Here is a 22,689-nt window from a genome sequence, read left to right on the forward strand (position 1 = left end):
TAATAATAAATTAAGGTCTTGACAATTTCATAATTATCGATACTATGAAGACGGTCTTTTGGTTGCCGATAAATCAAAAATGAATGATCTAGAGAAAGCTAAAATCCTATTTACTGCTCTTTTTAACGGAAAATCTGATTCATCACCGAATTATGAAATATATGAAAAAGCTTTTCTAAATAATATTTTATCTTCTGAAGAAATAAAATTAGAAACTATGAAGCGAAATAACGAAGCTTGTTATATTCTTGCTAAAACTTACGAAATAATTAATCGTAACACCCCCAAGATGAATATAACTCTATGTTATTAACATTGATTGGAAGTAAATTAGGAAATACAGAATGTACAGAGCGTGTTCATTCATATCCTAAAAATATACAAACTTTGAATCTACTGTTAACAATTTTATTCAAGACTATACAGGGCAGCTTAATATCACTTTTGATGATGCTATATTATCAGCTGCTTACTCCGATACTTTAAATACTTCAATGTTAGGAGACTCAAATTATAATCATATGTATAACCTTGGTTGAACACTGCTAATATTCAAGGCTATTGACATAGCATTATTGCTTATATATCCTATTTTTATGAGTTTAAACCTCATTATTCAAATATAGCTAATCTTATACACTTCAAAAATCTGTAAGTTATAGGAACAACTTAGTAATAAAGCGGTTCATTTTAGTTGAGTTACAACATGGAAAATACTACAGAAGAACAAACAATAATATCTGAAGTCAAAAATGATGAAGACATAGATGAAGAAGAGAAAAGGTTAAAAGCAGAAGATTCACGAAAGCAACTTAAAGCAATACTAATAACATTTGGTATTATTTTGACCGGTTTTTTAACTTTTACTTATTTCTTTTTTAATTACATCGAAGAAAAAGCGAAAGAATACAGACAACAGCAACAACAAGAAATTCAAAAGATTAATAAGAGTTGAATATTAGATTACCACACTTCTCCTTTAATTATGATCTTGTTGTATGGCTGCGATATAATTCCAGCAAGGTATTGTTGCGTGGATACCACCCCGTCATTGCGAGCGACTGAAAGGAGCGTGACAATCCAGAAAAAATAACAAAAAAAATGCTGTAAATCAGCATTTTTTACTGCATTGCTGCGTCAATTACTTACGTAATGTCCTCGCAATGACGGAAAAAACAATCCACGCAAGCAATGCCCGCTCATAATGACTATTTTTATGCTGCCTTAAGTTTAGATTGCTTGAAATTAGTTTTATCAATGTTTAAATTTACTTCCGCTAAATACCCCGTAATACCCTGCCCCTTTTTGTAAATGGTATCTTTGCATTGATTCAGGTATATTTGAACAAAGTTTTAAAGCAGCTTTTGTTTGCCCTACCACTGCAATATCATCTAATTCCCCTTCAATACCGAGTAAAGCACATTTAGTAATATGTTTTAAATCGATCGGACGCTTCTCAGAAACTAATTTACCTGTTGCTAACGAAAATTGTTAGAATACTGCATCTGTAGTTTGTAAGCAAAACTCTGCCGGCATATCCATACCTGCTAAATACTCATAATAAAATTTAATAGTATGATCGGCTTTTTTATAGTCAGAATTTAATAAACTTTGCCATAATTCTAAATGTGAATCTATATGACAACATAAGTTTAAACCCATAAAGACGGCAAGTTGGAGGAAACCGGGATAGTTTGGCGGCACCTGCATTGTAACCATTTGGCAGAACCATTCTAAACTTTTACTTTGAGCGAATTCATTAACTGCCGTGGGATTTTTTCTAGCATCTATAGGGCCGCCCATCAAAATCATCGAACTCGGCACATTTGGACTATTACTCTCCGACATTAAGCTAATGGCGGCAAGCAATGGAACAGTAGGTTGGCAAACTGCCATAGTATGAACATTCGGTCCTACAAAATTGATAAACTCCATTACGTAATCAATATAATCACCCATATCAAAATGCCCTGCTTCAAGCGGCACATAACTGGCTTCCGTCCAATCTGTAATATAAATACCGGTATACAGTAATAATTCTTGTACTGTTGTTCTAAGTAAAGTAGCGTGATGTCCCGCCATGGCCATGGGTGCTACTATTAATAATTGAGGTAATTCTTTTTTAAAACCTATTTTCTGAAAATGCCTTAGTCTACAAAAAGACTTTTTTAGTATAACTTTTTCATTAATGTTATAGGTTTTATCATCAATAATTGTTTCAAGGATTATTAAATTCGGGTTTTGCATATTTTCTAGTCATACGTTCACAAAGCGTTAAATAAGCATGCATAATTCTTGCAAAACCGTTATCTCATGTTAATATGCTTCTTTTAGAATTTTTATACCTAAATGCATTGGAGCAATTTATGCTCTAAGCCCCTCTAACATATAATATGTATAATTAGTACTTAAATCACAGTTAATCATAATTTATCCACAAATTTAAAAATAATTAATATAAATTTAGTTTAACACTAAAAATTCTCAGTACATTAATTTTAGGACTCACTGCTTAAATTTTTATAAATGCGTGATAATAATGGTCTATATATAAATATGTTTATTTTTTCTTCTTATTTTGCTTAGGAATTTTATTTACGTGGTCATTAATATTAAACCAAGTACTATCATTTACTTTCTGTTTTTTATAGACTATTTATATAATTTTCAAAATCTTTATTCTCTTCTGCTAACCTATTAGCCATATTCCAATCTATTTCCGGTCTTTCTCTAGCAGGAATTGATATTTTACTATCTTCAGGATTTTCTATATATACTAAAATAAATCCTATACCATGCCTAGTATCATTTTATCTACTTTCAATTAAATCAGCAGTAACTAAATAACTAGTAATGTGCACATGAGGAATTTGATAAAGCCTGAAAAAAAGATTCTCGTAAATTACTACGCTTGATATTTTTTTTTGCTTCAAAAGACCAAAACCTTACTTGTTTTCATGCATAATATTTAGCACAATCTTTAATTAGTAAACTCCACTTTTCATTAAGAACTTCCATACCTACCCAATCTGGGGTAACCATTTATTATTACCTTTAGTGCCTTGTTTATTTGAAGAAACATTATGCTTAATAGGCATATTATGAATCTTCAATTTGTTTTGAAGATATAATGCCAGTGCATCATCACATACTTGCACTGCGGTTATTTTATCTTCTTTATTTGCATTTATTTTAGGTTCTGTGGCTTGTTCATTATTGACATAGTAATCAGGGTTTTGCGAATAATAAAACTTTAGCTTAGGTTTTATTCTAATATTAGGTTCTTGTCTTCGTTCAGCAGAAAGCTTACTACTGCTAATTTCACCTGCATCAATTCCTATAATCTCCTTATCTTTTTCTTCTTGAGTCTTGCTTAGTCAATGTGATTTTCTACAAACCATTCAGCTATACCATAAGAGGTAAATTTCTGATCTTCATGTGCTTTTAAAAAACCAATGATGGTATTTTTGCAATTAAATTCCATATCAAATATACTAATAATTGAAATACTATAAAATATACATATTATTTTAAAAAAATTTCAACTTTAAATTATCAAACTTGCTGTTTTTATAAAGTATTATTTATATATTGTTCAAATTTAGAAAATAATGTTTTGAAGTTATGAGTAGTAACATTTGCTACTTCTTTTGATGTTATATTTTTGAGTTCGGCAACTTTTTCAGCGACATACCTAACAAATGCCGGTTCGTTTTGTTTGCCTCGCATAGGCGTAGGAGCTAAGTAAGGAGTGTCGGTTTCTATTAATAACCTATCAAGCGGTATATATTTGACTATTTCTTGTAAATCAGTAGCATTCTTGAAAGTTATAATCCCTGACATTGAAATATATAAACCGATATCTAGCATTTTTGCCGCTAGATTTTTTGAAGAGGTAAAGCAATGTATTAAACCTGGAAATGTGCTGTTACGCATTTCTGAGGTTAAAATGTCAATAGTATCTTCGTCTGCTTCTCTTGTATGAACAATAACAGGCAGACGTGTACTAGACGCCGCATGTATATGTGCTACAAACAAATCTTTTTGTAATTTTTGATCGTAAGGCTGATGATAATAATCAAGCCCCGTTTCACCGATTCCGATAATTTTCGGATGCTGGGTTAGCATAATAATTGCCTCAGCATCTGAGTTCGGAAAGACGTAGTCTTGACGTAGCAATCTTGTCCAAGCTTCCTGAGATTGCCACAGCACTTGCAGTGCTTCGCAATGACTAATAAAAGAATTCACTTCACACGGATGCACCCCAACACTCGCAAAAACATTTGCATATTTTTCAGCTATCTCTAAAATAATAGGTAAATCTTCAATTTTAGTGCAGATAGTTTGCATATACTGCACATTATTTTCTAATGCTCTTTGAATGACAGAATCTAAAAGCACTGCGTCATACCATGGTTTGACTACGGTATCTACGTCGCGGGATGACAAGTTACTACGTAAATTAAGATGACAATGTGAATCTATTAACATATTATACTCTTAGTAGGTGTGTCATACTGCGGTCTCGCCACGGTATGACACACTATTCAAATTTTGGAAATATTATGGTAGGTTCTAAAATATTGCTACCCGCTGTTAAAGTATAATCACGTATTAAATGCTTAAATAGACGTTCTTCTTTATTTACCCCTAACTGATCAAGCATTTTATTTGCTGAACTCGGTATAAAAGGCAGAAGCATTATCGCAATATAGCGTAAAACTTCTAGTAAAGCGTATAACACTTCTAACGTTTTATCTGGATCGGTTTTTTTCAAATTCCAGGGTGCTTCGCTATCAATATAGATATTTGCCTCTTCGGCCAAATTAATAATATTTTCAAGAATTTTATTAATCTCTGTTTTGTCCATCAATAAAATATTCTGCTCGACAAATTTACTTGCGGTTTTTAAAATCGGTAGCTCATATATTTTATCTATAACACCTTGCGTAAGCAAAGGCACTTTGGCGTCATTATTCTTATAAACAAAAGATGTAGTACGCTGTAATAAATTACCTATTTTGTTTGACAACTCGCTATTAATACGGGTAATTAAATTACTACGAGCAAAATTGCCGTCCGCACCAAAAGTTACTTCACGCATCAGAAAATACCTAACTTGATCAACACCGAATTCATCAATTAACTTAATCGGATCAATGGTATTACCAAGAGATTTAGAGATTTTCTGCCCCTCATTCGTCCACCAGCCATGAGCCATAATTGTTTTCGGCAGCGGAACTTCTGCAGCCATTAAGAAAGCAGGCCAATAGACGGCATGAAAACGCAAGATATCTTTACCGACTACATGTAAATCAGCCGGCCAAAACTTATTGTAATTACTTTGTTCGTCAAGATAACCGAGTGCTGAAATATAATTAGCCAGTGCATCAAGCCAAACATAAATTACATGTTTTTCATTATTTGGCACTTTTATTCCCCAATTAAAAGTAGTACGCGATACCGATAAATCTTTTAAACCCGATTTAACAAAGCTAATTACTTCGTTACGCCTTGATATAGGTCTGATAAAATCAGGGTGTGCTTCATAAAACTCAAGCAATTTATCCTGCCATTTTGAAAGATTAAAGAAATAGCTAGGCTCTTTAACCCATTCAACTGGAGCACCCGTCGGTGCTAAACCGTCCCTCGTAAGTTCCGACTCATCAAAAAAAGCCTCATCTCGCACTGCATACCACCCTTCATAAAAACCTTCATAAATAGTGCCGTTATCTAGTAATTTCTGCCAAAAAACAGCTACAGCTTCTTTATGTCTGTGTTCCGTTGTTCTGATAAAATCATCATTGGAAATATGCATAGCAGTCATCAGATGACGAAAACTCTCGGATGTTTGATCGGTAAATTTTTGTGGGTCAATATTTTTATTAATAGCTGCTTTTTCTACTTTCTGCCCATGTTCGTCAGTACCTGTTAAAAACATTACATCGAAACCTCGAAGTCGCATGAAACGAGCGATTACGTCACTTGCAACGCTAGTATAAGCATGACCGATATGGGGAATATCGTTAACGTAATATACAGGGGTAGTAATGTAGTAAGTATTGTTCATAAATGCTTTTTTATTAACTCATGTACTTCAAGTGGACTTAAATCTGAAGCTTTAATTGTTTTTATTCTCTCAGGAAATCTATTACTTAATTCTTTAAAGCAATAATAGATTTTTTTATAAAAATCTATACCTCTTATGTCAAATTTATTGTTCATATTTCGTGAATTGACTCTCTTAATAGCAGTATCCGGCTCTACGTCAATAAAAAACGTAATATCCGGCATAAGAGAAGGCATTAAAGTTTTGTGCAGATTATAAACTAAATCTATGCCATTTTCTAGCTCTAATCCTTGATAACATACAGTTGAGTCAATAAACCTATCACATATTACAATATGTCCCTCTTGTAGAGCTGGTATAATTTTCCGTGCCATATGATCATAACGTGCTGCCATAACTTGTAATAGCTCGGATATGGGTAGTAATTCTTCATGTACTAGAATTTCACGCATTTTTTCGGCTACAATAGTACCACCGACTTCACGAGTTAAAATAACGGGAGTATTTTGAGATTGTAAATATTCATAGAGCATTTGAGATTGAGTAGATTTGCCTATCCCTTCCCCTCCCTCAAATGTAATAAACTTTCCTTGTTTCAAATTATTCATTCATTACAATTACTTTAAGCTATAACTTTATAATCATATCTCTTAAAAAAATATTTACAAGGAAGATTACATACTTATATACTCCTACAAAACGAAGCGCTGTTATACGAAGATCAACTTGGGAAAGAGTAATCGGTCTGTAAGCCGAGGAGCAGAGCGTATATTAAACGTTCAGCATCCGAGGACTTACAAAGACATTGTCACCAATGCTCCAAATTCATCGAGTATAATCCATTATAAATTTTAAATTATTAATATATGAATAATGCATTAAGTAAAAGGGATTTTTCGATCCTAATCGGTAATGCGATGGATCATTTCGATACTGCACTTTATGGGTTTCTTGCTCCGCTACTTGCTGGTATTTTTTTTCCGAATCATGACAAAGTCGTTGCTTTAATACTTACCTATAGTGTTCTTGCTACGTCTTTATTTACACGTCTCATAGGCTCTTATTTTTTTGGCGTAATTGCTAAAAAATACGGCGGTGTTTTTGCTTTATCTTACTCTTTAATCGGCGTTGCTTTAACAACTAGCCTAATCGGTTTAATACCTTCACATGCTCAAATAGGCTGGCTTGCACCGCTATTATTAGTGTTGCTTAGAACGTTGCAAGGAGTATATTCCGAGGGTGAATGTGCCATTGCTAAATTATTTATTTTAGAGAATAAAGAAGAAAAAAAAGCGCTTAAAGCTTCTTACCTTTATCAAACATCTACTATGGTCGGTATTATTCTTGCTTCATTTATCAGTACTATAGTTTTAAATGTAGAGTATAATACATATTGGCGTTTATGTTTCATATTTGGTGGACTTACAGCACTGATAGGTTATTTTTTAAGAAAGCGCGAGGATATTGTAGTCAAGCCCTCATTTTCATCCCGCGGCTTGACCACGGGATCCAATAAAAAAGATAAAATTACTTTACGTAATTTTTGGATACTGTGGTCAAGCCACGGGATGACACCTGGGTCCTCTCCTCGCAATGACGTAGTATCATCACTATTACAAGACTTAACTACAATTTGGAACTGTAAACTAAGTATCTTACGCATTAGTTTTGCCACAGGTTTCTCATATATGACTTATATAGTACCTTTCGTCTTTTTGAATAGTTTTATTCCGCTTATCACTGATATATCACTCGAAATAATGATGAAATTTAATACTGAGTTTCTGATTTTTGATATGATTATGATTCCGATAATAGGGCATCTAACAAAAAAGCTACATTACCTTAAAATACTAAACGGTACTCTTATTTTAATGAGTTTAAGCATAATTCCTTTATGGCTCTGCTTGAATAATGCATCTATATGGTATGTTAATTTTGTACGTATTTGGATTATAATACTCGGTGTCGGGTTCTTGGCACCTTTGAACTGCTGGCTAAATGATTTATTTAAAACTGCCGATAAATATATGTTAGTCGGTATCGGCAGTAGTATAGGTGCTTCATTAATCGGACGTCTTACTCCGTCAATCTGCCTAATGCTATGGTATGTAACCAGCAACTCTTTATCAATTGCGGTTTATATAACCGCAATATCGATGGTCACTTTATGGGCTGTTAGAGGAGTTGTTGCACGGGTCAATGTCATTCCTGCGAAAGCAGGAATGACATCAAGAACATTATCTAATCCCTAACAAGACTGTTATTAGGAAAAGAATTTAATAAAACACCATACTCAAAACTAATCCGATATAATTATTAGCTTTGAATCTTGTCATACAATTGGCAGGATTTTCAATATCAAGAGTTGCTACTTGTAATATCAGTAAAATTAAAACAGCTAAAATAGGTAAATAGTCGATATTATGGTTAGCCATTTTTGTTGCTAGAATAAATAACAATATAAAACCTATATAACATATATAAAGCCAAAGCTTAGAATGCTTGTTCTCTAAATATATACTTAACGATTTCACTCCTATTTTCTTATCATCTCTTATATCCATATATCCGTAAATCGTATCATAACCAATGGCCCAAAAACAGCATGCTAAATACATAATAATCGCTGCTATATCCAGTGTATCCTGAACTGCCGCATAAGCTATTAAGACCCCTAGCTTAAATGTAAATCCCAAAAAGATTTGCGGGAAATAAGTAATACGTTTCATTAACGGGTATAGGATAATCATTATTACCGCAAAAAAACCTATACATATAGCTGTTTTGTTTAAAAGTAGCAAAATACAAAGTGAGATAACGCTAAGAATAAAGAGTATCAAAATAGCATAAGAAACAGATAAAGCCTTGCTAGCTAAAGGTCGCTCTTTAGTCCTTGCGACATGCTTATCAAATTTTCTATCAAATATATCGTTAATAATACACCCGCTACTTCTAGCTGTTATACTACCTAAAATAAATAACGGTAATAAATGTATTAACTCCGTTCTTGAGGGGTTTGCAAGCAGTAACCCAAATAAAGCAGGAAAAAAAACCAGCAAATAAGCTACCAGCTTATCTGCACGCATTAATTTTAAGGTAAGCAAAAGTTTGTCTAGAATTAGCACATTAAACTTTAAATTTAAATAAATATGGATATTATAGATAATTTAAGATACAATACGCCACGAAATAAAGCTACTAGATTTTTATGGCTAAAAAATTAAAACATGATTCATTAGTAAAAATAATAATGAACAACCCGGTAGCAGCACAAGAATTTTTGTAATATTATTTACCCGATGATTTTAATAGTAGATTTATCAAAAATAACGGTAGAACAAGAAAGCTACATTGAGGAATCTTTAAATAAGAAATATAGTAATATAACATATAAAATTAGCACCAATAATAAAGAAGAAGCATTTGTTTATATATTAGTAGAGGCCCAATCAACAATTGATTATTGGACGGCTTTGCGGTTATGGAAATATACACTATTATTATGTGAAAGACATAAGCAAGGAAAGGATAAATTACCGCTAGTCTATAATTTAGTTATTTACAACGGTAAAGAAATTTATAATGCTCCAAGAAATCTGTGGAGTTTATTTACTGATAGTGTGATGGCAAAGAAATTAATGGCGGAAGATTATCAATTAGTAGATTTGCAAGCTATGACAGATGATGAAATCGTCAAGAAAAAACATTTAGGTATGCTAGAATATATAATGCAGCATATCCAATATGCAGGATATGATAAAACTATGGGAGAAGTTTTTAACAGAGTTTAAGCATATTATAATATTGGATAAAGAAAAAGGTTATATTTACCTAAGATCGTTCTTATGGTATACTAACGCAAAATTATCAACACAAAAACAACCGGAATTAGTAGAAGTATTGGATGCACATCTATTACCGCAAGATAAGGATACTATTATGAAAACTATCGCTGATACATATAGAGATGAAGGAAAGGTACAGGGTATTGAGATAGGCAAAGCTGAGGGCGAACATAATAAGGCAGTAATTATAGCGAAGGAAATGTTCAGTCAGGGCTTTAAAATTCCTGTTATTGCCAAAATTACAGGTCTTCAAGAAACTTTCGTTCGCTCAATTGTAAATAAGTACTTAATCATGCAAGCACCACTTGCACAAATCCTAAATATCCATATCCTCCCAAAGAAAAGCATCTATTGTCATAATCACATATAACCTTTATAATAATATTCTTGAATCAACTACAAAATCTATGAAAGAATTTCCAAAAAATTATAATTTTACCGAAAATGAAAAAAAGTGGCAGCAAATTTGGCAAGAGAAACAAATTTATGCTTATAATCCAAACGTTGCAAAAGAAGAAACCTATGTAATCGATACTCCGCCTCCGACAGTTTCAGGGCAGTTACATATCGGTCATGTTTATAGCTATACGCAAACCGACTTTATTGTACGTTTTCAGCGTATGATGGGTAAAAATATCTTTTATCCTATGGGTTTTGACGATAACGGGCTACCGACCGAGAGACTTGTTGAAAAGCAGAAACAGATCAAAGCTTATAATATGGATCGATCTGAATTTATAAAAATTTGCGAAGAGGTAGTAGAAAGTGAAGAAGAAAAGTTTAGAAGTCTATTTAACCAAATAGCTTTATCGGTTGATTGGAGTTTAGAGTACCAAACTATTAGTCCGTTATCACGAAAAATATCACAAATGTCTTTTCTTGATTTAGTACAAAAAGAAGAAATTTATCGTACTAATCAACCGATTTTATGGGATCCAGTAGATGGTACAGCTCTTGCCCAAGCCGATATTGAGGATAAGGAAAAAACCTCTTTCATGAATTATATTACGTTTAAAACCGCGCAAGGAGACCCGCTTACTATAGCCACTACCAGACCTGAGTTATTACCGGCTTGCGTAGCCGTATTTTATCACCCTGACGATGGACGTTATAAGCATCTAGCAGGTAAATCAGCTATAACCCCACTTTTTAATGAGCAAGTTCCACTGCTTGCTGACCCTTTAGTACGACAAGATAAAGGCACGGGACTGGTAATGTGCTGTACGTTTGGTGATCAAACGGATATTACTTGGTGGAAGACGCATAATCTACCTTTAAAAACTATTATCACTAAAAAAGGTACAATAGACTTCCAACATGAAACTTCTATAGATGGGTTGAAAATTAAAGAAGCTCGAACAAAAATAATAGATATTTTAAAAGAACAAGAGTTGCTTATTAAACAAGAAGACATCACTCATACCGTTAAATGTGCCGAGAGGTCAGGTGCTCCTCTTGAGATACTAACTGTACCGCAATGGTTCGTTAAAACTATATCACATAAAGAAGAATTGCTTAAAAGAGCGAATGAGTTAAATTGGCATCCTAAAAATATGAAGATTCGTTTAGAGAATTGGATTAATGCCATTAGTTGGGATTGGTGTATAAGTAGGCAGCGTTATTTTGGTGTGCCTTTCCCTGTTTGGTACTCTAAAAGAGTAGGTGAGGAAGGAAAAATCTTATATGCCGATGTTACGCAGCTACCTATCGATCCGTTAAAAGATTTACCTGTGGGTTATAGTAAAGAAGAAGTAGAACCTGATTATGACGTAATGGATACTTGGGCAACAAGTTCCGTTTCGCCTCAACTTTCTACTCATGGGATTTCTGACGATTTCGCTGTTAATAAAGATAGGCACGATAAATTATTTCCGATGGATTTAAGACCTCAAGCACATGAAATTATCAGAACTTGGGCGTTCTATACTATTTTAAAAGCTCATTTACACCAAAATACTTTGCCGTGGAAAAACATCATGGTAAACGGTTGGTGTTTAGCTGAAGATCGAAGTAAAATGTCAAAATCTAAGGGCAATGTTTTAGTTCCTGAAAAACTGTTAGAACAATATGGTTCCGACGTGATACGTTATTGGTCGGCAAATTCAAAGCTAGGTGCTGATACCACCTATTCTGAAGACGTTATGAAAAACGGCAAAAGGCTTGTTAACAAGCTATGGAATGCCGCTAAATTTGTTTTTATACATTTTGATAAACTGAAAGGTGAAGATAAAAAAGCGAGTTTACTCGATATTAAAGAAAAAATCACTAACGAGTTTGATAAATGGATGGTTAATAAGCTAGTGGAATTAGTTAAGCTAGCTACAAATGAGTTACAAAACTACGAATATGCAAATGCTATGCATCTGACGGAAAAATTCTTTTGGGTGGTATTGTGTGATAATTATTTAGAAATAAGCAAAACAAGAAGCTATGATGAGGAACACAAAAATCCACAAGGACAATATAGTAGCATATTAACTTTATATCATGTTATGCAAACGTTACTGAAACTATTTGCACCTTTCATGCCGCATATTACCGAAGAATTATACCAAATATTATATAGTGAAAATTCTATTCATGTTAAAGGTAGCTGGGTTAATTACAGTGACTTAAATTATGAAATCAATGCAAAAGGAGCAGAAGGGCTGCTTGAAATACTAGATATCGTCAGAAAATTCAAAGCTGAGAAGAATCTATCTATAAAAACTCCAATAAAATTGCTTGAAGTTAGCGGCATAGTATTATCTGCAGAATTAGCAGAAGATTTAAAAAACGTCACATCGGCAGAAGAAATACAATTTGAGATGAAAGATGATAAAATTAAAGTCAATATTATCCTTTAAAAATATTATAGGTTTAATATTAATTATATTTGCCGGGATATTTTTTTATGCTTATATATATTAGAACATGACTGGCGATATGTAACCTTAAGTGATGAACAAGTAAAAAAATACAGGATTAGCGAGAAAAAAGCTATTGCCCTTTATCAGTTAATGAAAGACACTCATGAGCTACTTGGTAAGAATAATATTAATTATTGGATAGACGGCGGCACTCTGCTTGGAGCCGTTAGACATCAAGGCATAATTCCTTTTGACGATGATTTAGATATCGGCATTATGCATGAAGACGAAATACGTTTGCAACAAATATTACCGCAATTTGAGCAACTCGGTTATACTGTTTCCTATAAAAGAGCTTATAATATATGCAAAAAAGCTTGTTTAGATATTTTCATTTTTCATAAAGAACAAAACAAATTTATATATACTAATTTAGCGGTTCGAAATAAGTATCCGAATAGTTCATTTTATGATAATGAATTATATCCTTTAAAAAAATATAAATTCGGTAGTATAGAGGTTTACGGTCCCACTGATCCTATAGGAAATCTAAATAGGCAATATCCAGAATGGGATAAGTATGCAGTGATAGAGCAGCCCCATAGCTTACATTTACCTTTTTTATCGAATATCGAGAAAAAAACTAAATTTATATTAACGCCGGAATTGTTAAAACCGGCTCAGCCTTTTAGTCCCTTAGAGGATAGAATAAACTTTTAAACAAATTGAGATAAAAAAGTCATAACCGGTTGTTTTATATAGATTAAAAAATATTATATCAGCAGGGGAAATGTAATTTAAGATTCAAGGTGATAAAATTAAAGTCAATATTATTCTTTAAAAATATTTTACGCTTAATCCTTACTATTTTCGTCGGTATATTGTGTTATGCTTATCTACTAGAACATAATTGGCGATATGTAACCTTAAGTGATGAACAAGTAAAAAAATACAGGATTAGTGAGAAAAAAGCTATTGCCCTTTATCAGTTAATGAAAGACACTCATGAGCTACTTGGTAAAAATAATATTAATTATTGGATAGACGGCGGCACTCTGCTTGGAGCCGTTAGACATCAAGGCATAATTCCTTTTGACGATGATTTAGATATCGGCATTATGCATGAAGACGAAATACGTTTGCAACAAATATTACCGCAATTTGAACAATTAGGATATCGTGTTAAACATAATAAAATTTATGTAATTTGCGGAGAAAGATGCTTAGATATTTTCGTATTTCATAAAGAAAATGATAAATTTGTTCATTTTAATCAAAGTATGCGTAATAAATATCCAAATGATTTTTTTTATGATTATGAGCTATATCCTTTAAAAAAATATAAATTTGGTAGTATAGAAGTATATGGGCCATCTGAATATAAAGAGAATTTGAATAGACAATATCTAGAATGGGATAAATATGCAATAATATACAGCCCTCATAGCTTACACTTACCTTTTTTATCGAATATCGAGAAAAAAACTAAATTTATATTAACGCCGGAATTGTTAAAACCAGCTCAGCCACTCGGACCGCTAGAAGATAAAGTGAATATAGTCAATTCAGCTACATTTAGTGGTATGTGCGAGGATACAGCTTATCATTAAATGTCGAATTGGTAATGACTATTTCGATATAAGCAACGAAATAGTCATATGATTTACATTTGCCTAGGTTACCTTTTTTGCAAAAATTCATATCAAACAAGTTGAGATAAGAAAGTAATAGCCGGTACTACCCATAAACCCGGTTTATCAAAGCAAGAGTCCGAAATAGCTTGTTTATTTTGAATTACTTGAACACTAAACTCAGGGTTAAGTAATTCATGAAAATATTTTAAGCTTGAAGAAACGGTTGAGTCACTTACTTTTGCTTCCACTAAAATCCACGGTTGGTTATCTTTTGTTATTACTAAATCGACTTCACGTTTTTGTTTATCACGCAGATAGTATAAACCAAAATCACCAAGCCCTGTTTCGTTTCAAAAATATACGGCTTTTAAAAGGTGAGAAGCTACAAGATTTTCAAATCTCGTTCCTATATCTTTTATTTGCGATCAATCCCAAAGGTAAATTTGGGGCTCTTTTATCAAACTTTTTACAACATTTTTAGACCAAGGTTTGATAGCAAAACAATAATAATGCTTTTCTAGCAAAGAGAGCCATCTTCTTATTGTTTGGTCTGAAACTCTAACTTTGTTAGCAAGGTTTGTATAGCTTATAAATGAGCCTACTCACTCATTTATAATGCTAACAAGTAATTCTAACGCACAAATATTGTTGATATCTTCAGTATTTCTTACATCTTCTCTAAATAATTGCTCGAACCTTTGATTACTCCATATTCTATGAAATTTAGCAGTTGCTTTTAAATAACTTTCTGTAAATCCTCCAAAATTTATTAAAGCTTCACATTCATCTATAGTGATATTTTTGGGGCTTTTTAATATAATCAATGTCATTATCAAAATTTTTAGCTATTTCAGATACCGATAACGGATGCACGGTTAAACTTATATAACGTCCCATTAGGCTATCACCGCCTTTTTTATATATATTTAATTTGGCACTACCTGTTATAATAAATTCAATATTTTCTCCGAATTTATCATAAAATCCTTTTACAAGATTTTTCCAATCTTTATATTTATGAATTTCATCTAATATTAAGCACGGTTTCTTATCGGATATAGTAGAAAGTAGATTTTTAAAAAGTTCGGTGTGTTTGTTTAAGATTTTATTTCTATCTTCTAGATAATCCCAATTTAGGTAAATTGAATTAGGATTAGGCTTAATTACTTGTTTTGATATTGTAGTTTTTCCTACTTGCCTTGCTCCGCTTATAAATACAAGCTTACCGTAATTTGTTAGATATTCTTCAACTTGCTTTTTATATAACCTATCCATTATAATATTTCTATAAGTTTATAAAAATATTATAGGCTAATATCGAAATAGTCTTACTTGTAGTATTGAAATTGAGCATTACCTAGAAAAAGTTGTTTTATAGTTTAGCCTTCCGATGTCATTCCCACGAAAGCGAGAATGCTTTGTTGCGTGGACCAGTTTCCTAATTGTCATCCCGCGACTTGATCGCGGGATCCAGTTTAAAACATTAAAATTTTAGTATTTTAAGTTGTGTTTTTGGATATCGTGGTCAAGCCACTGCATAACACCGAACGGGTTTTTCGGTCCACACAACAAGACCTGCACAGGCATGACATAAAACGAGCCATGCAACAACACCTGCAGTAACTCACAATGACTATATCAACCTTTTCTAGGCAATGCCCAAATAATTAGTGCAAATTATGCGGTACTTTAGTATTATTTAACATTAAACTTTGCTTCATTCTATGCCTTATTTATTACCCACTATTATAACTACTCTACTTATTTTATTAGCGCTAATAATTTGGTTTTATGTAAAAACTCAAGCCTTAAGGACACAGCTACAATTTTTATCAGAACAGAATCTAGAAATTAGCAATAACAACCAATTATTAAATCAAGAAAAGATAGGATATTTACAGAAAATTGAGCAATTGCAGTGTAAAATAGAATATCAAACACAGACTATTAAGGATTCAGAAAAAATAAGAGAAGAGTCATTTTCATCGGCTAAAGCTGCGTTATTTGATTTAGGTCAAGATTTGTCTAAACAATTAATAGAGATACATAAAATGGAAAACACGGCGGCAAGAGAGCTAGCCGAGAAAAATATCGCTACTGCTTCAGGAAAATTTAATAGTGAGTTTGAACGGTTAATTACGATGGTGGGAGCATTAAATAAAGATATAGAGCAATCAAAAGGTACGGTTGATTTGATAAAACAGTCTCTGCTTTCTCCGATCGGGGCGGGGCTACTTGCTGAGATTACCCTTGAGAATATCTTAAAATCTTCGGGCTTACGTCCTAATTTAGATTTCATTATGCAATACGGTCTAACTACATTAGATAGCGGGAAGCTAAGACCTGATGCGCTCATTTTTCTTCCTTCCGGTAATTTAATGGTTATTGATTCTAAAGCTTCAAAGTTTCTTGTAAACGAGCAAGATAATAACATGAGTCTTAATAAAACTATGAATTACCATTTAAAATCTTTGGCGAATAAAGAATATGCCGCAAATATTTTAACTAATCTAAACAAAAAGGATCAGAGCTTTAACAATGTTATTACTTTAATGTTTTTGCCGACTGAACAAGCAGTTGAGAAAGTTATTGCAGCCGACCCTGAATTTTTACAAAAAGCTTGGGGCTGTAATATCTTTCCGGTAGGACCTAGCGGCCTTATGAATATGCTATCATTTGCAAAATTTCAAATTACCGATCATCGCCGCTCAGAAAATTATAAGGTAATCATTGAAGAAGTGAGAAAGCTATTAAACTCCATCGGTACTATGGCAGATTATTCTCAAAAGATCGGTAATAACCTGCATAATATGGTTACTAATTACGATAAATTTGCTGCCTCGTTTAATCGTAATTTTATGTCAAGAGTAAAGAATATTCAAAAACTCGGTATTGATTCAGGGAATAAAGCCATGCCGGCTACCTTAGAGCGTTATCAAATCGTTTCCTCTAAATCTGAGATTATTGAAGTGGAAGCAGAAAATCCACCACAAATAGCAGAAAAATTATAAATAAATTTTTCTCGTAATAGGTAATTTAAATGTTAAAAAAACTTTCCATAATCTGTATAGCCATATTGTTACTATGTGTAAGCATATAAGATTAAAGCTCCTAAACAAGAAAACAAACATGCTATAAGAGTGAGTTTTATTAATATTTGGCCGGGCTTTACAATAGACGAGCTACCGATGATAAAAGAAATCATTGAAGAAAACGGACAAACAATTGTTATAGATCATAACAATTATGACCTTATTATTGATAGTGTTTTTGGTCAAAGAACTATTAGTAATAACGATAGTATAAAGATATTTTTTACCGGTGAATCGGTTAGACCAAAGCTAGAAAATTATGATATATCTATAGGTTTTGATTATATAGATCATCCAAATTATATAAGAATACCTTTATATTATATGTATTGTACTAATGACATCAGTACTTGAATATAAACGCTCAAAATACAATCGGAACAAAACGTATTTTGCTTGTTTCTTAGTCTCTAACGGTATAGAAGATCCTGAGAACGACGACTGCATAGCAAGAAATCGATTTTTTCATAAATTGTCGCTGTATAAAAAAGTAGTAAGCGGCAGTAAATATTTAAATACTGAATCTACAATTATACCAAAAGAAAAAACTCGTGAATGGTTATCTAAATGTAAATTTGTTATTGCTTTTGAAAATAAAACATCTGAGGGGTATGTTACTGCAAAACCTTTTCAAGCTTATTTAGCAGGAGCAGTACCTATTATATATTATGCAGATAAAAGTTATATAAAAGATGTAAACCCTAATTCAGTAATATTTGCTAAAGATTATTCAGAAGAAGATTTATATAATAATATTATTTCTGTTGATAAAGATGATGAAAAATATTATAAGATATATAATAATAAGATTGTACCGGCTTCAGAAAATAATTACATCGCAGTAAAAGAAAAATTAAGAAAAAAATTACCTCTATTAAATACAAATTAAAAACTATTTTTATAATATCAATTATAATTATTTGTTTATCATTGCTTTTTATATTTTTAAAAACTTATCAAATAGGTTCTTGCTCCACTTGAAGAAACGGTTATAATTTATCTATAACAGATTCAGGGGGAAAAAGATTTACCGGATTAGATGTAAAAAATAACCCTGCTCTTTTATCCCTTAATAACGGTTATACTGTACTTTGTCCTTCGGAAAATATAAATTATTATTCCGATAGCAAAATATTAAATCATACTTTAACGGCAGGTGAACTCGGTTGTTATTGTAACCATAGAGAAATTTGGCTTAAAATGGTTAAAGACAATATACCTTATGCCCTAATAATAGAAGATGATGCTATACTAAATGACGATTTCCGTAATAAATTTTTAACAATACTTAAGCATTTACCTACCGACTGGGATTTAATTTATTTGTCCTTGTCACATTCTAAAAACAAAATATTTTATAATATTTACAATAATCCGTATTTAAAGAAGATAGGTCATGGTGGTTACTTTAATACAACTACAGGTTATTTGATACACTTAAAAGCTGCTCAAAAACTTCTTGAATATAGCAAAAACTTTACTTTAGAGATTGATAATGTACCAAGCTTTTATGCATAGCGAAGTGCAGTCCTATGTCACCTCACCTTTTTTAATATATGCAACACTTAATTCTGAAGATTCAATTATATTTGAAATGGGAAGAGCACATTAAATAACGTAAATTTTACAACCTTAATAGAGGTTTTGTGGACATTTCTAAAAAGATTTAATTTTGGCTATTTTTTGCTGCAAAATAGCAAATCAATTAGCAGTGTCCACAAAACCTCTAAGCATGGTACTTCTTCTGTAGGATCAATATCAATAACTGTATCATCGTTTGTGCCTGAGGTAACCTTATTAAGCCAAGTAAGGGTAGTAGCGGTTTTCTTGGCAATATTCTTGCCTGCACTACTCATTGCCTTGCCGACATTGAAATCCGATATAACAGTTGTTAAAACATCTATTAAAGTTGTAAAACTTAAGAATTTTAAATCTTTAATAGACTCAAACATTATTAAAGGTACTATCGCTAGGGTCAATCTTGCCGTATCATTATAGTAAAACTTTTGAAAAAACACATCATTAGTTAATGTTTTGTTGGTGATATTTTCTATAACTTTATTGCCATAATATGTTGATACTAATATAAAGAAGCAAGACGCATGAATTTAACAGAAGTTGATGCATAAAACATTGGATCTTCATAAAATTCTAATGCTGGATTACAAAAATAAAAACAGATATAATCCAAAATCAGTGTGGCTATTGCCGAACATATAGCAGTACTCTTCCATCCATTATAGATACTAATGTCTGATTCAATATTGTTAAAATCTATATCTTGATTGGTAAGTTTATTATATATTGCCTGAAGTTTTATTTGCGTATTCTTATCTGTTTTGGAATGTTTATATAGTAACTGAAAATATGGTTTAATTTCTTCAGCTGTAAATTGCTTATGCTCAATTAAAGCCGGTACAATTTTATCATGCAAAAATTTAATTAATTTATTTTGCATAAAATTTGTAACTTTACTTTGTTCTTCTACTACTCCTGCAACTGTATACCATCGTAAAGCCCGTATATACAATTATACGATTAATAGTATCATTATTTAATAAATCAATAGGCTGCAACCCTAAATTAGCAGCATATCTAAAACAAATCACAGTTGTATTTACGGCATCATTAGCAAAGCTTGGAGTATGATCAAATAAAAATTTAACATCTTCAGCATTGTCATTGTTATTTTCTAATGCTTGAAACATATTATTATTCATCTCTTTAGTTTGTCTATTTGATAAGACCGTACCGGGAAAGATAATAAAATTTGTAACATCGCAAGGTTAGTGGTCGGTAAAGCACATAATTCATACCAAGGATCCTTTTCGTCAATTATATATGAACGTAAAGCAATTACACCCACTATAAGAGAAACATAAGTAATTGCTATTTTACCTGAATGATTACTAACTAAAGCTGATTTTTCGGTTAACCAAGAAGCAATTTTGTGATCTTCATTATACTTATCACTAGCTTTTTCTATTCTAGTAAGACTTTGCTCTAATGAATTAAGATAATTTGCAAAATTTAAATGAGCTTTTTTTACTATATTAAACTCGTTTTCATACGAGGAAGGCACATTTAAATTATTTGTAAGTAATATTGCTTTAGCTATATAGCGATATAAAAAATATTCTCTCGTCAGAGGATATGCCATAGCATCGATTTCTTTGGCTGCTTTAATCAAGTGTTCAGATTGATCTAAATTATTTTTTAAAAACATTTGGACTTTAGTAATTAGGGTACTAAAATCTAATGAATTTATATCCCCTATATCATCTAGCATAGCATCAATGATATTCTTGTTTTCTACTCCTATTAACTTCTGTAGAAAAATGATCTCAATTATTTAGCTCTTCAAAACAATGGCTCCATTGAGAATGATCAATATTATTATCTTGATACTTTCCGGTAACAGCTACTTTACTTAACATTGTTTCTAAAGATTGAGTATAAATTAAACTTTGATCTAGTGTCAGTAGATCTTGAAAATTTTTATCACAGAACCATATTTTCCATACCTCACCTAAATTAAAACTAGCAAGTGCTGTAGTAGTTTTCCATAATCTTACGCCTAAATTTGATATATCATTATAATATTGTATTATTACTTCTAGTTTGTTACTCATAATTTTAATTAAATAAATATTAAAAATATAAACATCTCTTAATATTTATTCAAATCTTTTATATATAATCATTTATAATCTTTAATTATTTTAACATTAAAGTCACACACGAGCAACCCCAGTTTATGATAAGCGAGAAGAGGATTGGATTATAAAAGTTTTTAACCAAAAAAACAATAGTTGTGGACATAACATATCCTTTTTTATCTTCTATTGGCAACAGGATCTGATTAATGATATAAAAAATATCAGTACCTGAATAGTTTATATTATAATGAGAATACTAGTAACAGGAGCTAACGGCTTTATTGGATCATATATTACAGCTGAATTATTAAAGAATAATTATAAAGTAATATGCTGTGTTAGAGATGTTGAATCGACCAGGAAAAATTCCCTACTGCAGAAGTGATATACTGTGATTTTAATATAGACCTAACACCACAAAGCTGGATAAATAGATTAAATAACATAGATATAGTTATTAATGTATCAGGTGTGTTAACGTCTAGTCATGCAATAATATTGGCAATGTTCATGTCAATGATCCAAAGGCTCTATTTAAGGCTTGCACCCTTACTAACGTACAAAGAATTATTCATATTTCAGCTCTTGGAATAGATAATGAAAAAAACACTGCTTATGCTTTAACTAAAAAAGCAGCTGAAGAATATGTACAAAAATTAGGAATATAGACTGGATAATTTTACAACCGTCTCTTGTTTACGCAAGCGGTTGTTATGGTGGTACCTCGCTATTTAGGGCTCTTGCAACATTACCTTATTTTATTCCTTTAATAGGTGATGGTTTACAACAATTTCAACCTATTCATATTGATGATTTAACGAAAGTAATTATTCACTGTATAGAAAGGGAAGGAAAAATCCACACATTATTAAAAATAGTTGGACCAGACATAGTGAATATGAAGGATATCTTGCTTGGATTCAGAAGATGGCTTGGAGTCATGGAAGACTAATAAAAATTCCTTTAATATTCATTAAAATAGCAGCTAAATTAGGGGATTGTCTAAAAATAGGACCCATTAATTCTACTGCGTATAATATGTGACTTCAACCTAATATTGCTGATAAAAAAGATTTTATCGATTTTACTTCTATAATCCCTAGAAACTTTCAACAAGGTTTTGCAACCGAACCTTTAACCGTACAATCCATATGGCACGCTAGGCTTTATTTTTTAAAACCTATAATAAAAATTGTCTTAAGACTATTTTGGATAATGACAGGAATTATTTCAAGCATTTTTGTTTATGATGCTAGTATGCAAATTATAATATCACTAGGATTTGATAAACAAATAGCACCTTACATATTATATGGAAGCTGCTTTACAGATATTATTCTTAGAATTCTACTAATTATCAAAAATAAAATAAATAGGATATGTAGTTTACAAATTTTATTAATACTAGCTTATACTCTACTATTAACATATCTTAAGCCAATATTGTGGCTAGATCCGCTTGGTCCGATATTTAAAAATATTCCAGTAATATTACTTACTTTAGTATTCATGGCAATAGAACGAGATAAATAATGGA

The 22,689-nt window shown here is 31.8% G+C and carries 24 protein-coding genes and 3 pseudogenes; 13 read left to right on the forward strand and 14 right to left on the reverse strand.

What is annotated here, in order from left to right; translation table 11 throughout:
- Positions 1 to 79 precede the first annotated feature (79 nt).
- Both RAF_RS09495 and RAF_RS05330 read left to right on the forward strand, forming a co-directional pair.
- Complete coding sequence (locus RAF_RS09495) at positions 80 to 313, forward strand: hypothetical protein (protein WP_041472037.1); 234 nt, start codon at positions 80 to 82, stop codon at positions 311 to 313.
- Between the two features lie 393 nt (positions 314 to 706).
- A complete protein-coding gene (locus tag RAF_RS05330) occupies positions 707 to 955 on the forward strand; it encodes a hypothetical protein (RefSeq protein ID WP_041471926.1) in 249 nt (82 codons plus the stop codon).
- A gap of 299 nt (positions 956 to 1,254) precedes the next feature.
- Here RAF_RS05330 and phaZ read toward each other — a convergent pair.
- The 4 genes and pseudogenes from phaZ to tmk form a co-directional block, all read right to left on the reverse strand.
- A pseudogene (phaZ, locus tag RAF_RS05335) lies at positions 1,255 to 2,364 on the reverse strand (polyhydroxyalkanoate depolymerase).
- 1,206 nt (positions 2,365 to 3,570) lie between these two features.
- Positions 3,571 to 4,491: a TatD family hydrolase gene (locus tag RAF_RS05340; protein ID WP_012719943.1), complete on the reverse strand. Its 921-nt coding sequence runs from the start codon at positions 4,489 to 4,491 to the stop codon at positions 3,571 to 3,573.
- A 52-nt stretch (positions 4,492 to 4,543) separates the two neighbouring features.
- Complete coding sequence (gene metG, locus RAF_RS05345; protein ID WP_012719944.1) at positions 4,544 to 6,070, reverse strand: methionine--tRNA ligase; 1,527 nt, start codon at positions 6,068 to 6,070, stop codon at positions 4,544 to 4,546.
- Positions 6,067 to 6,678 (reverse strand): dTMP kinase, encoded by a 612-nt coding sequence (gene tmk, locus RAF_RS05350; RefSeq protein WP_012719945.1) that lies wholly within the window; start codon positions 6,676 to 6,678, stop codon positions 6,067 to 6,069. The genes metG and tmk overlap by 4 nt, the downstream gene beginning before the upstream one ends.
- Before the next feature lie 258 nt (positions 6,679 to 6,936).
- Between tmk and RAF_RS05355 the strand changes: the two genes are divergently transcribed.
- Positions 6,937 to 8,325 carry an MFS transporter gene (locus RAF_RS05355; protein WP_012719946.1) on the forward strand — a complete coding sequence of 463 codons (1,389 nt, stop codon included), beginning with the start codon at positions 6,937 to 6,939 and terminating at the stop codon, positions 8,323 to 8,325.
- A gap of 24 nt (positions 8,326 to 8,349) precedes the next feature.
- Here the strand turns inward: RAF_RS05355 and ubiA are convergent, their stop codons facing one another.
- Positions 8,350 to 9,198 (reverse strand): 4-hydroxybenzoate octaprenyltransferase, encoded by an 849-nt coding sequence (ubiA, locus tag RAF_RS05360; RefSeq protein WP_012719947.1) that lies wholly within the window; start codon positions 9,196 to 9,198, stop codon positions 8,350 to 8,352.
- An 83-nt stretch (positions 9,199 to 9,281) separates the two neighbouring features.
- Between ubiA and RAF_RS05365 the strand changes: the two are divergent.
- The 4 genes and pseudogenes from RAF_RS05365 (at position 9,282) to RAF_RS05380 (ending at position 14,377) form a co-directional block, all read left to right on the forward strand.
- A pseudogene (locus tag RAF_RS05365) lies at positions 9,282 to 10,288 on the forward strand (Rpn family recombination-promoting nuclease/putative transposase).
- Positions 10,289 to 10,325: 37 nt separating this feature from the next.
- A complete protein-coding gene (locus RAF_RS05370; RefSeq protein ID WP_012719948.1) occupies positions 10,326 to 12,764 on the forward strand; it encodes a valine--tRNA ligase in 2,439 nt (812 codons plus the stop codon).
- Positions 12,733 to 13,487, forward strand: a pseudogene (locus RAF_RS05375) (LicD family protein). Before RAF_RS05370 ends, RAF_RS05375 begins: the two are co-directional and overlap by 32 nt.
- 89 nt (positions 13,488 to 13,576) lie before the next feature.
- Positions 13,577 to 14,377, forward strand: coding sequence for a LicD family protein (locus RAF_RS05380; RefSeq protein ID WP_004997690.1), 801 nt, complete (start codon positions 13,577 to 13,579; stop codon positions 14,375 to 14,377).
- 92 nt (positions 14,378 to 14,469) lie between these two features.
- Here RAF_RS05380 and RAF_RS10055 read toward each other — a convergent pair whose 3' ends face one another.
- The 4 genes from RAF_RS10055 to RAF_RS10065 all read right to left on the reverse strand — a co-directional run bounded on the left by RAF_RS10055 (position 14,470) and on the right by RAF_RS10065 (position 15,676).
- On the reverse strand, positions 14,470 to 14,649 hold the full coding sequence (locus RAF_RS10055; RefSeq protein ID WP_041471927.1) for a hypothetical protein: 180 nt from the start codon (positions 14,647 to 14,649) through the stop codon (positions 14,470 to 14,472).
- Positions 14,650 to 14,826: 177 nt separating this feature from the next.
- On the reverse strand, positions 14,827 to 14,991 hold the full coding sequence (locus RAF_RS10790; protein ID WP_410524344.1) for a DUF4143 domain-containing protein: 165 nt from the start codon (positions 14,989 to 14,991) through the stop codon (positions 14,827 to 14,829).
- Positions 14,992 to 15,003: 12 nt separating this feature from the next.
- On the reverse strand, positions 15,004 to 15,225 hold the full coding sequence (locus tag RAF_RS10060) for a hypothetical protein (RefSeq protein ID WP_234943881.1): 222 nt from the start codon (positions 15,223 to 15,225) through the stop codon (positions 15,004 to 15,006).
- Positions 15,185 to 15,676 (reverse strand): ATP-binding protein, encoded by a 492-nt coding sequence (locus RAF_RS10065; protein WP_234943882.1) that lies wholly within the window; start codon positions 15,674 to 15,676, stop codon positions 15,185 to 15,187. Before RAF_RS10065 ends, RAF_RS10060 begins: the two co-directional genes overlap by 41 nt.
- 449 nt (positions 15,677 to 16,125) lie before the next feature.
- Between RAF_RS10065 and RAF_RS05395 the strand changes: the two genes are divergently transcribed.
- The 4 genes from RAF_RS05395 to RAF_RS10070 all read left to right on the forward strand — a co-directional run bounded on the left by RAF_RS05395 (position 16,126) and on the right by RAF_RS10070 (position 19,011).
- Positions 16,126 to 17,412, forward strand: a complete 1,287-nt coding sequence (locus RAF_RS05395) for a DNA recombination protein RmuC (RefSeq protein ID WP_012719950.1) — start codon at positions 16,126 to 16,128, stop codon at positions 17,410 to 17,412.
- Positions 17,413 to 17,556: 144 nt separating this feature from the next.
- The gene (locus RAF_RS09045) at positions 17,557 to 17,847 is read left to right on the forward strand and encodes a hypothetical protein (RefSeq protein ID WP_041472039.1); all 291 of its coding nucleotides are present in this window, start codon (positions 17,557 to 17,559) and stop codon (positions 17,845 to 17,847) included.
- On the forward strand, positions 17,831 to 18,382 hold the full coding sequence (locus tag RAF_RS05405; protein ID WP_041471928.1) for a glycosyltransferase family 10 domain-containing protein: 552 nt from the start codon (positions 17,831 to 17,833) through the stop codon (positions 18,380 to 18,382). Before RAF_RS09045 ends, RAF_RS05405 begins: the two co-directional genes overlap by 17 nt.
- A 242-nt stretch (positions 18,383 to 18,624) precedes the next feature.
- The gene (locus RAF_RS10070) at positions 18,625 to 19,011 is read left to right on the forward strand and encodes a glycosyltransferase family 25 protein (RefSeq protein ID WP_234943946.1); all 387 of its coding nucleotides are present in this window, start codon (positions 18,625 to 18,627) and stop codon (positions 19,009 to 19,011) included.
- Positions 19,012 to 19,169: 158 nt separating this feature from the next.
- Here RAF_RS10070 and RAF_RS05415 read toward each other — a convergent pair whose 3' ends face one another.
- The 5 genes from RAF_RS05415 to RAF_RS05435 form a co-directional block, all read right to left on the reverse strand.
- The gene (locus tag RAF_RS05415; protein WP_234943884.1) at positions 19,170 to 19,511 is read right to left on the reverse strand and encodes a hypothetical protein; all 342 of its coding nucleotides are present in this window, start codon (positions 19,509 to 19,511) and stop codon (positions 19,170 to 19,172) included.
- Positions 19,512 to 19,573: 62 nt separating this feature from the next.
- Positions 19,574 to 19,951, reverse strand: a complete 378-nt coding sequence (locus RAF_RS05420; protein WP_234943885.1) for a hypothetical protein — start codon at positions 19,949 to 19,951, stop codon at positions 19,574 to 19,576.
- A 13-nt stretch (positions 19,952 to 19,964) separates the two neighbouring features.
- Positions 19,965 to 20,213 (reverse strand): hypothetical protein, encoded by a 249-nt coding sequence (locus RAF_RS09125; protein ID WP_041471931.1) that lies wholly within the window; start codon positions 20,211 to 20,213, stop codon positions 19,965 to 19,967.
- Positions 20,210 to 20,782 (reverse strand): hypothetical protein, encoded by a 573-nt coding sequence (locus RAF_RS05430; RefSeq protein WP_041471932.1) that lies wholly within the window; start codon positions 20,780 to 20,782, stop codon positions 20,210 to 20,212. Before RAF_RS05430 ends, RAF_RS09125 begins: the two co-directional genes overlap by 4 nt.
- A gap of 55 nt (positions 20,783 to 20,837) precedes the next feature.
- Positions 20,838 to 21,125, reverse strand: a complete 288-nt coding sequence (locus tag RAF_RS05435) for a hypothetical protein (protein WP_049752713.1) — start codon at positions 21,123 to 21,125, stop codon at positions 20,838 to 20,840.
- 274 nt (positions 21,126 to 21,399) lie between these two features.
- On the opposite strand from RAF_RS05435, the gene RAF_RS10075 reads away from it, so the two are divergent.
- A complete protein-coding gene (locus RAF_RS10075) occupies positions 21,400 to 21,537 on the forward strand; it encodes an NAD-dependent epimerase/dehydratase family protein (RefSeq protein WP_014273722.1) in 138 nt (45 codons plus the stop codon).
- A gap of 830 nt (positions 21,538 to 22,367) precedes the next feature.
- A complete protein-coding gene (locus RAF_RS05440; RefSeq protein ID WP_041471933.1) occupies positions 22,368 to 22,685 on the forward strand; it encodes a DoxX-like family protein in 318 nt (105 codons plus the stop codon).
- Positions 22,686 to 22,689: the final 4 nt, after the last annotated feature.

Source organism: Rickettsia africae ESF-5, from assembly GCF_000023005.1.
GTDB classification, from domain to species: domain Bacteria; phylum Pseudomonadota; class Alphaproteobacteria; order Rickettsiales; family Rickettsiaceae; genus Rickettsia; species Rickettsia rickettsii.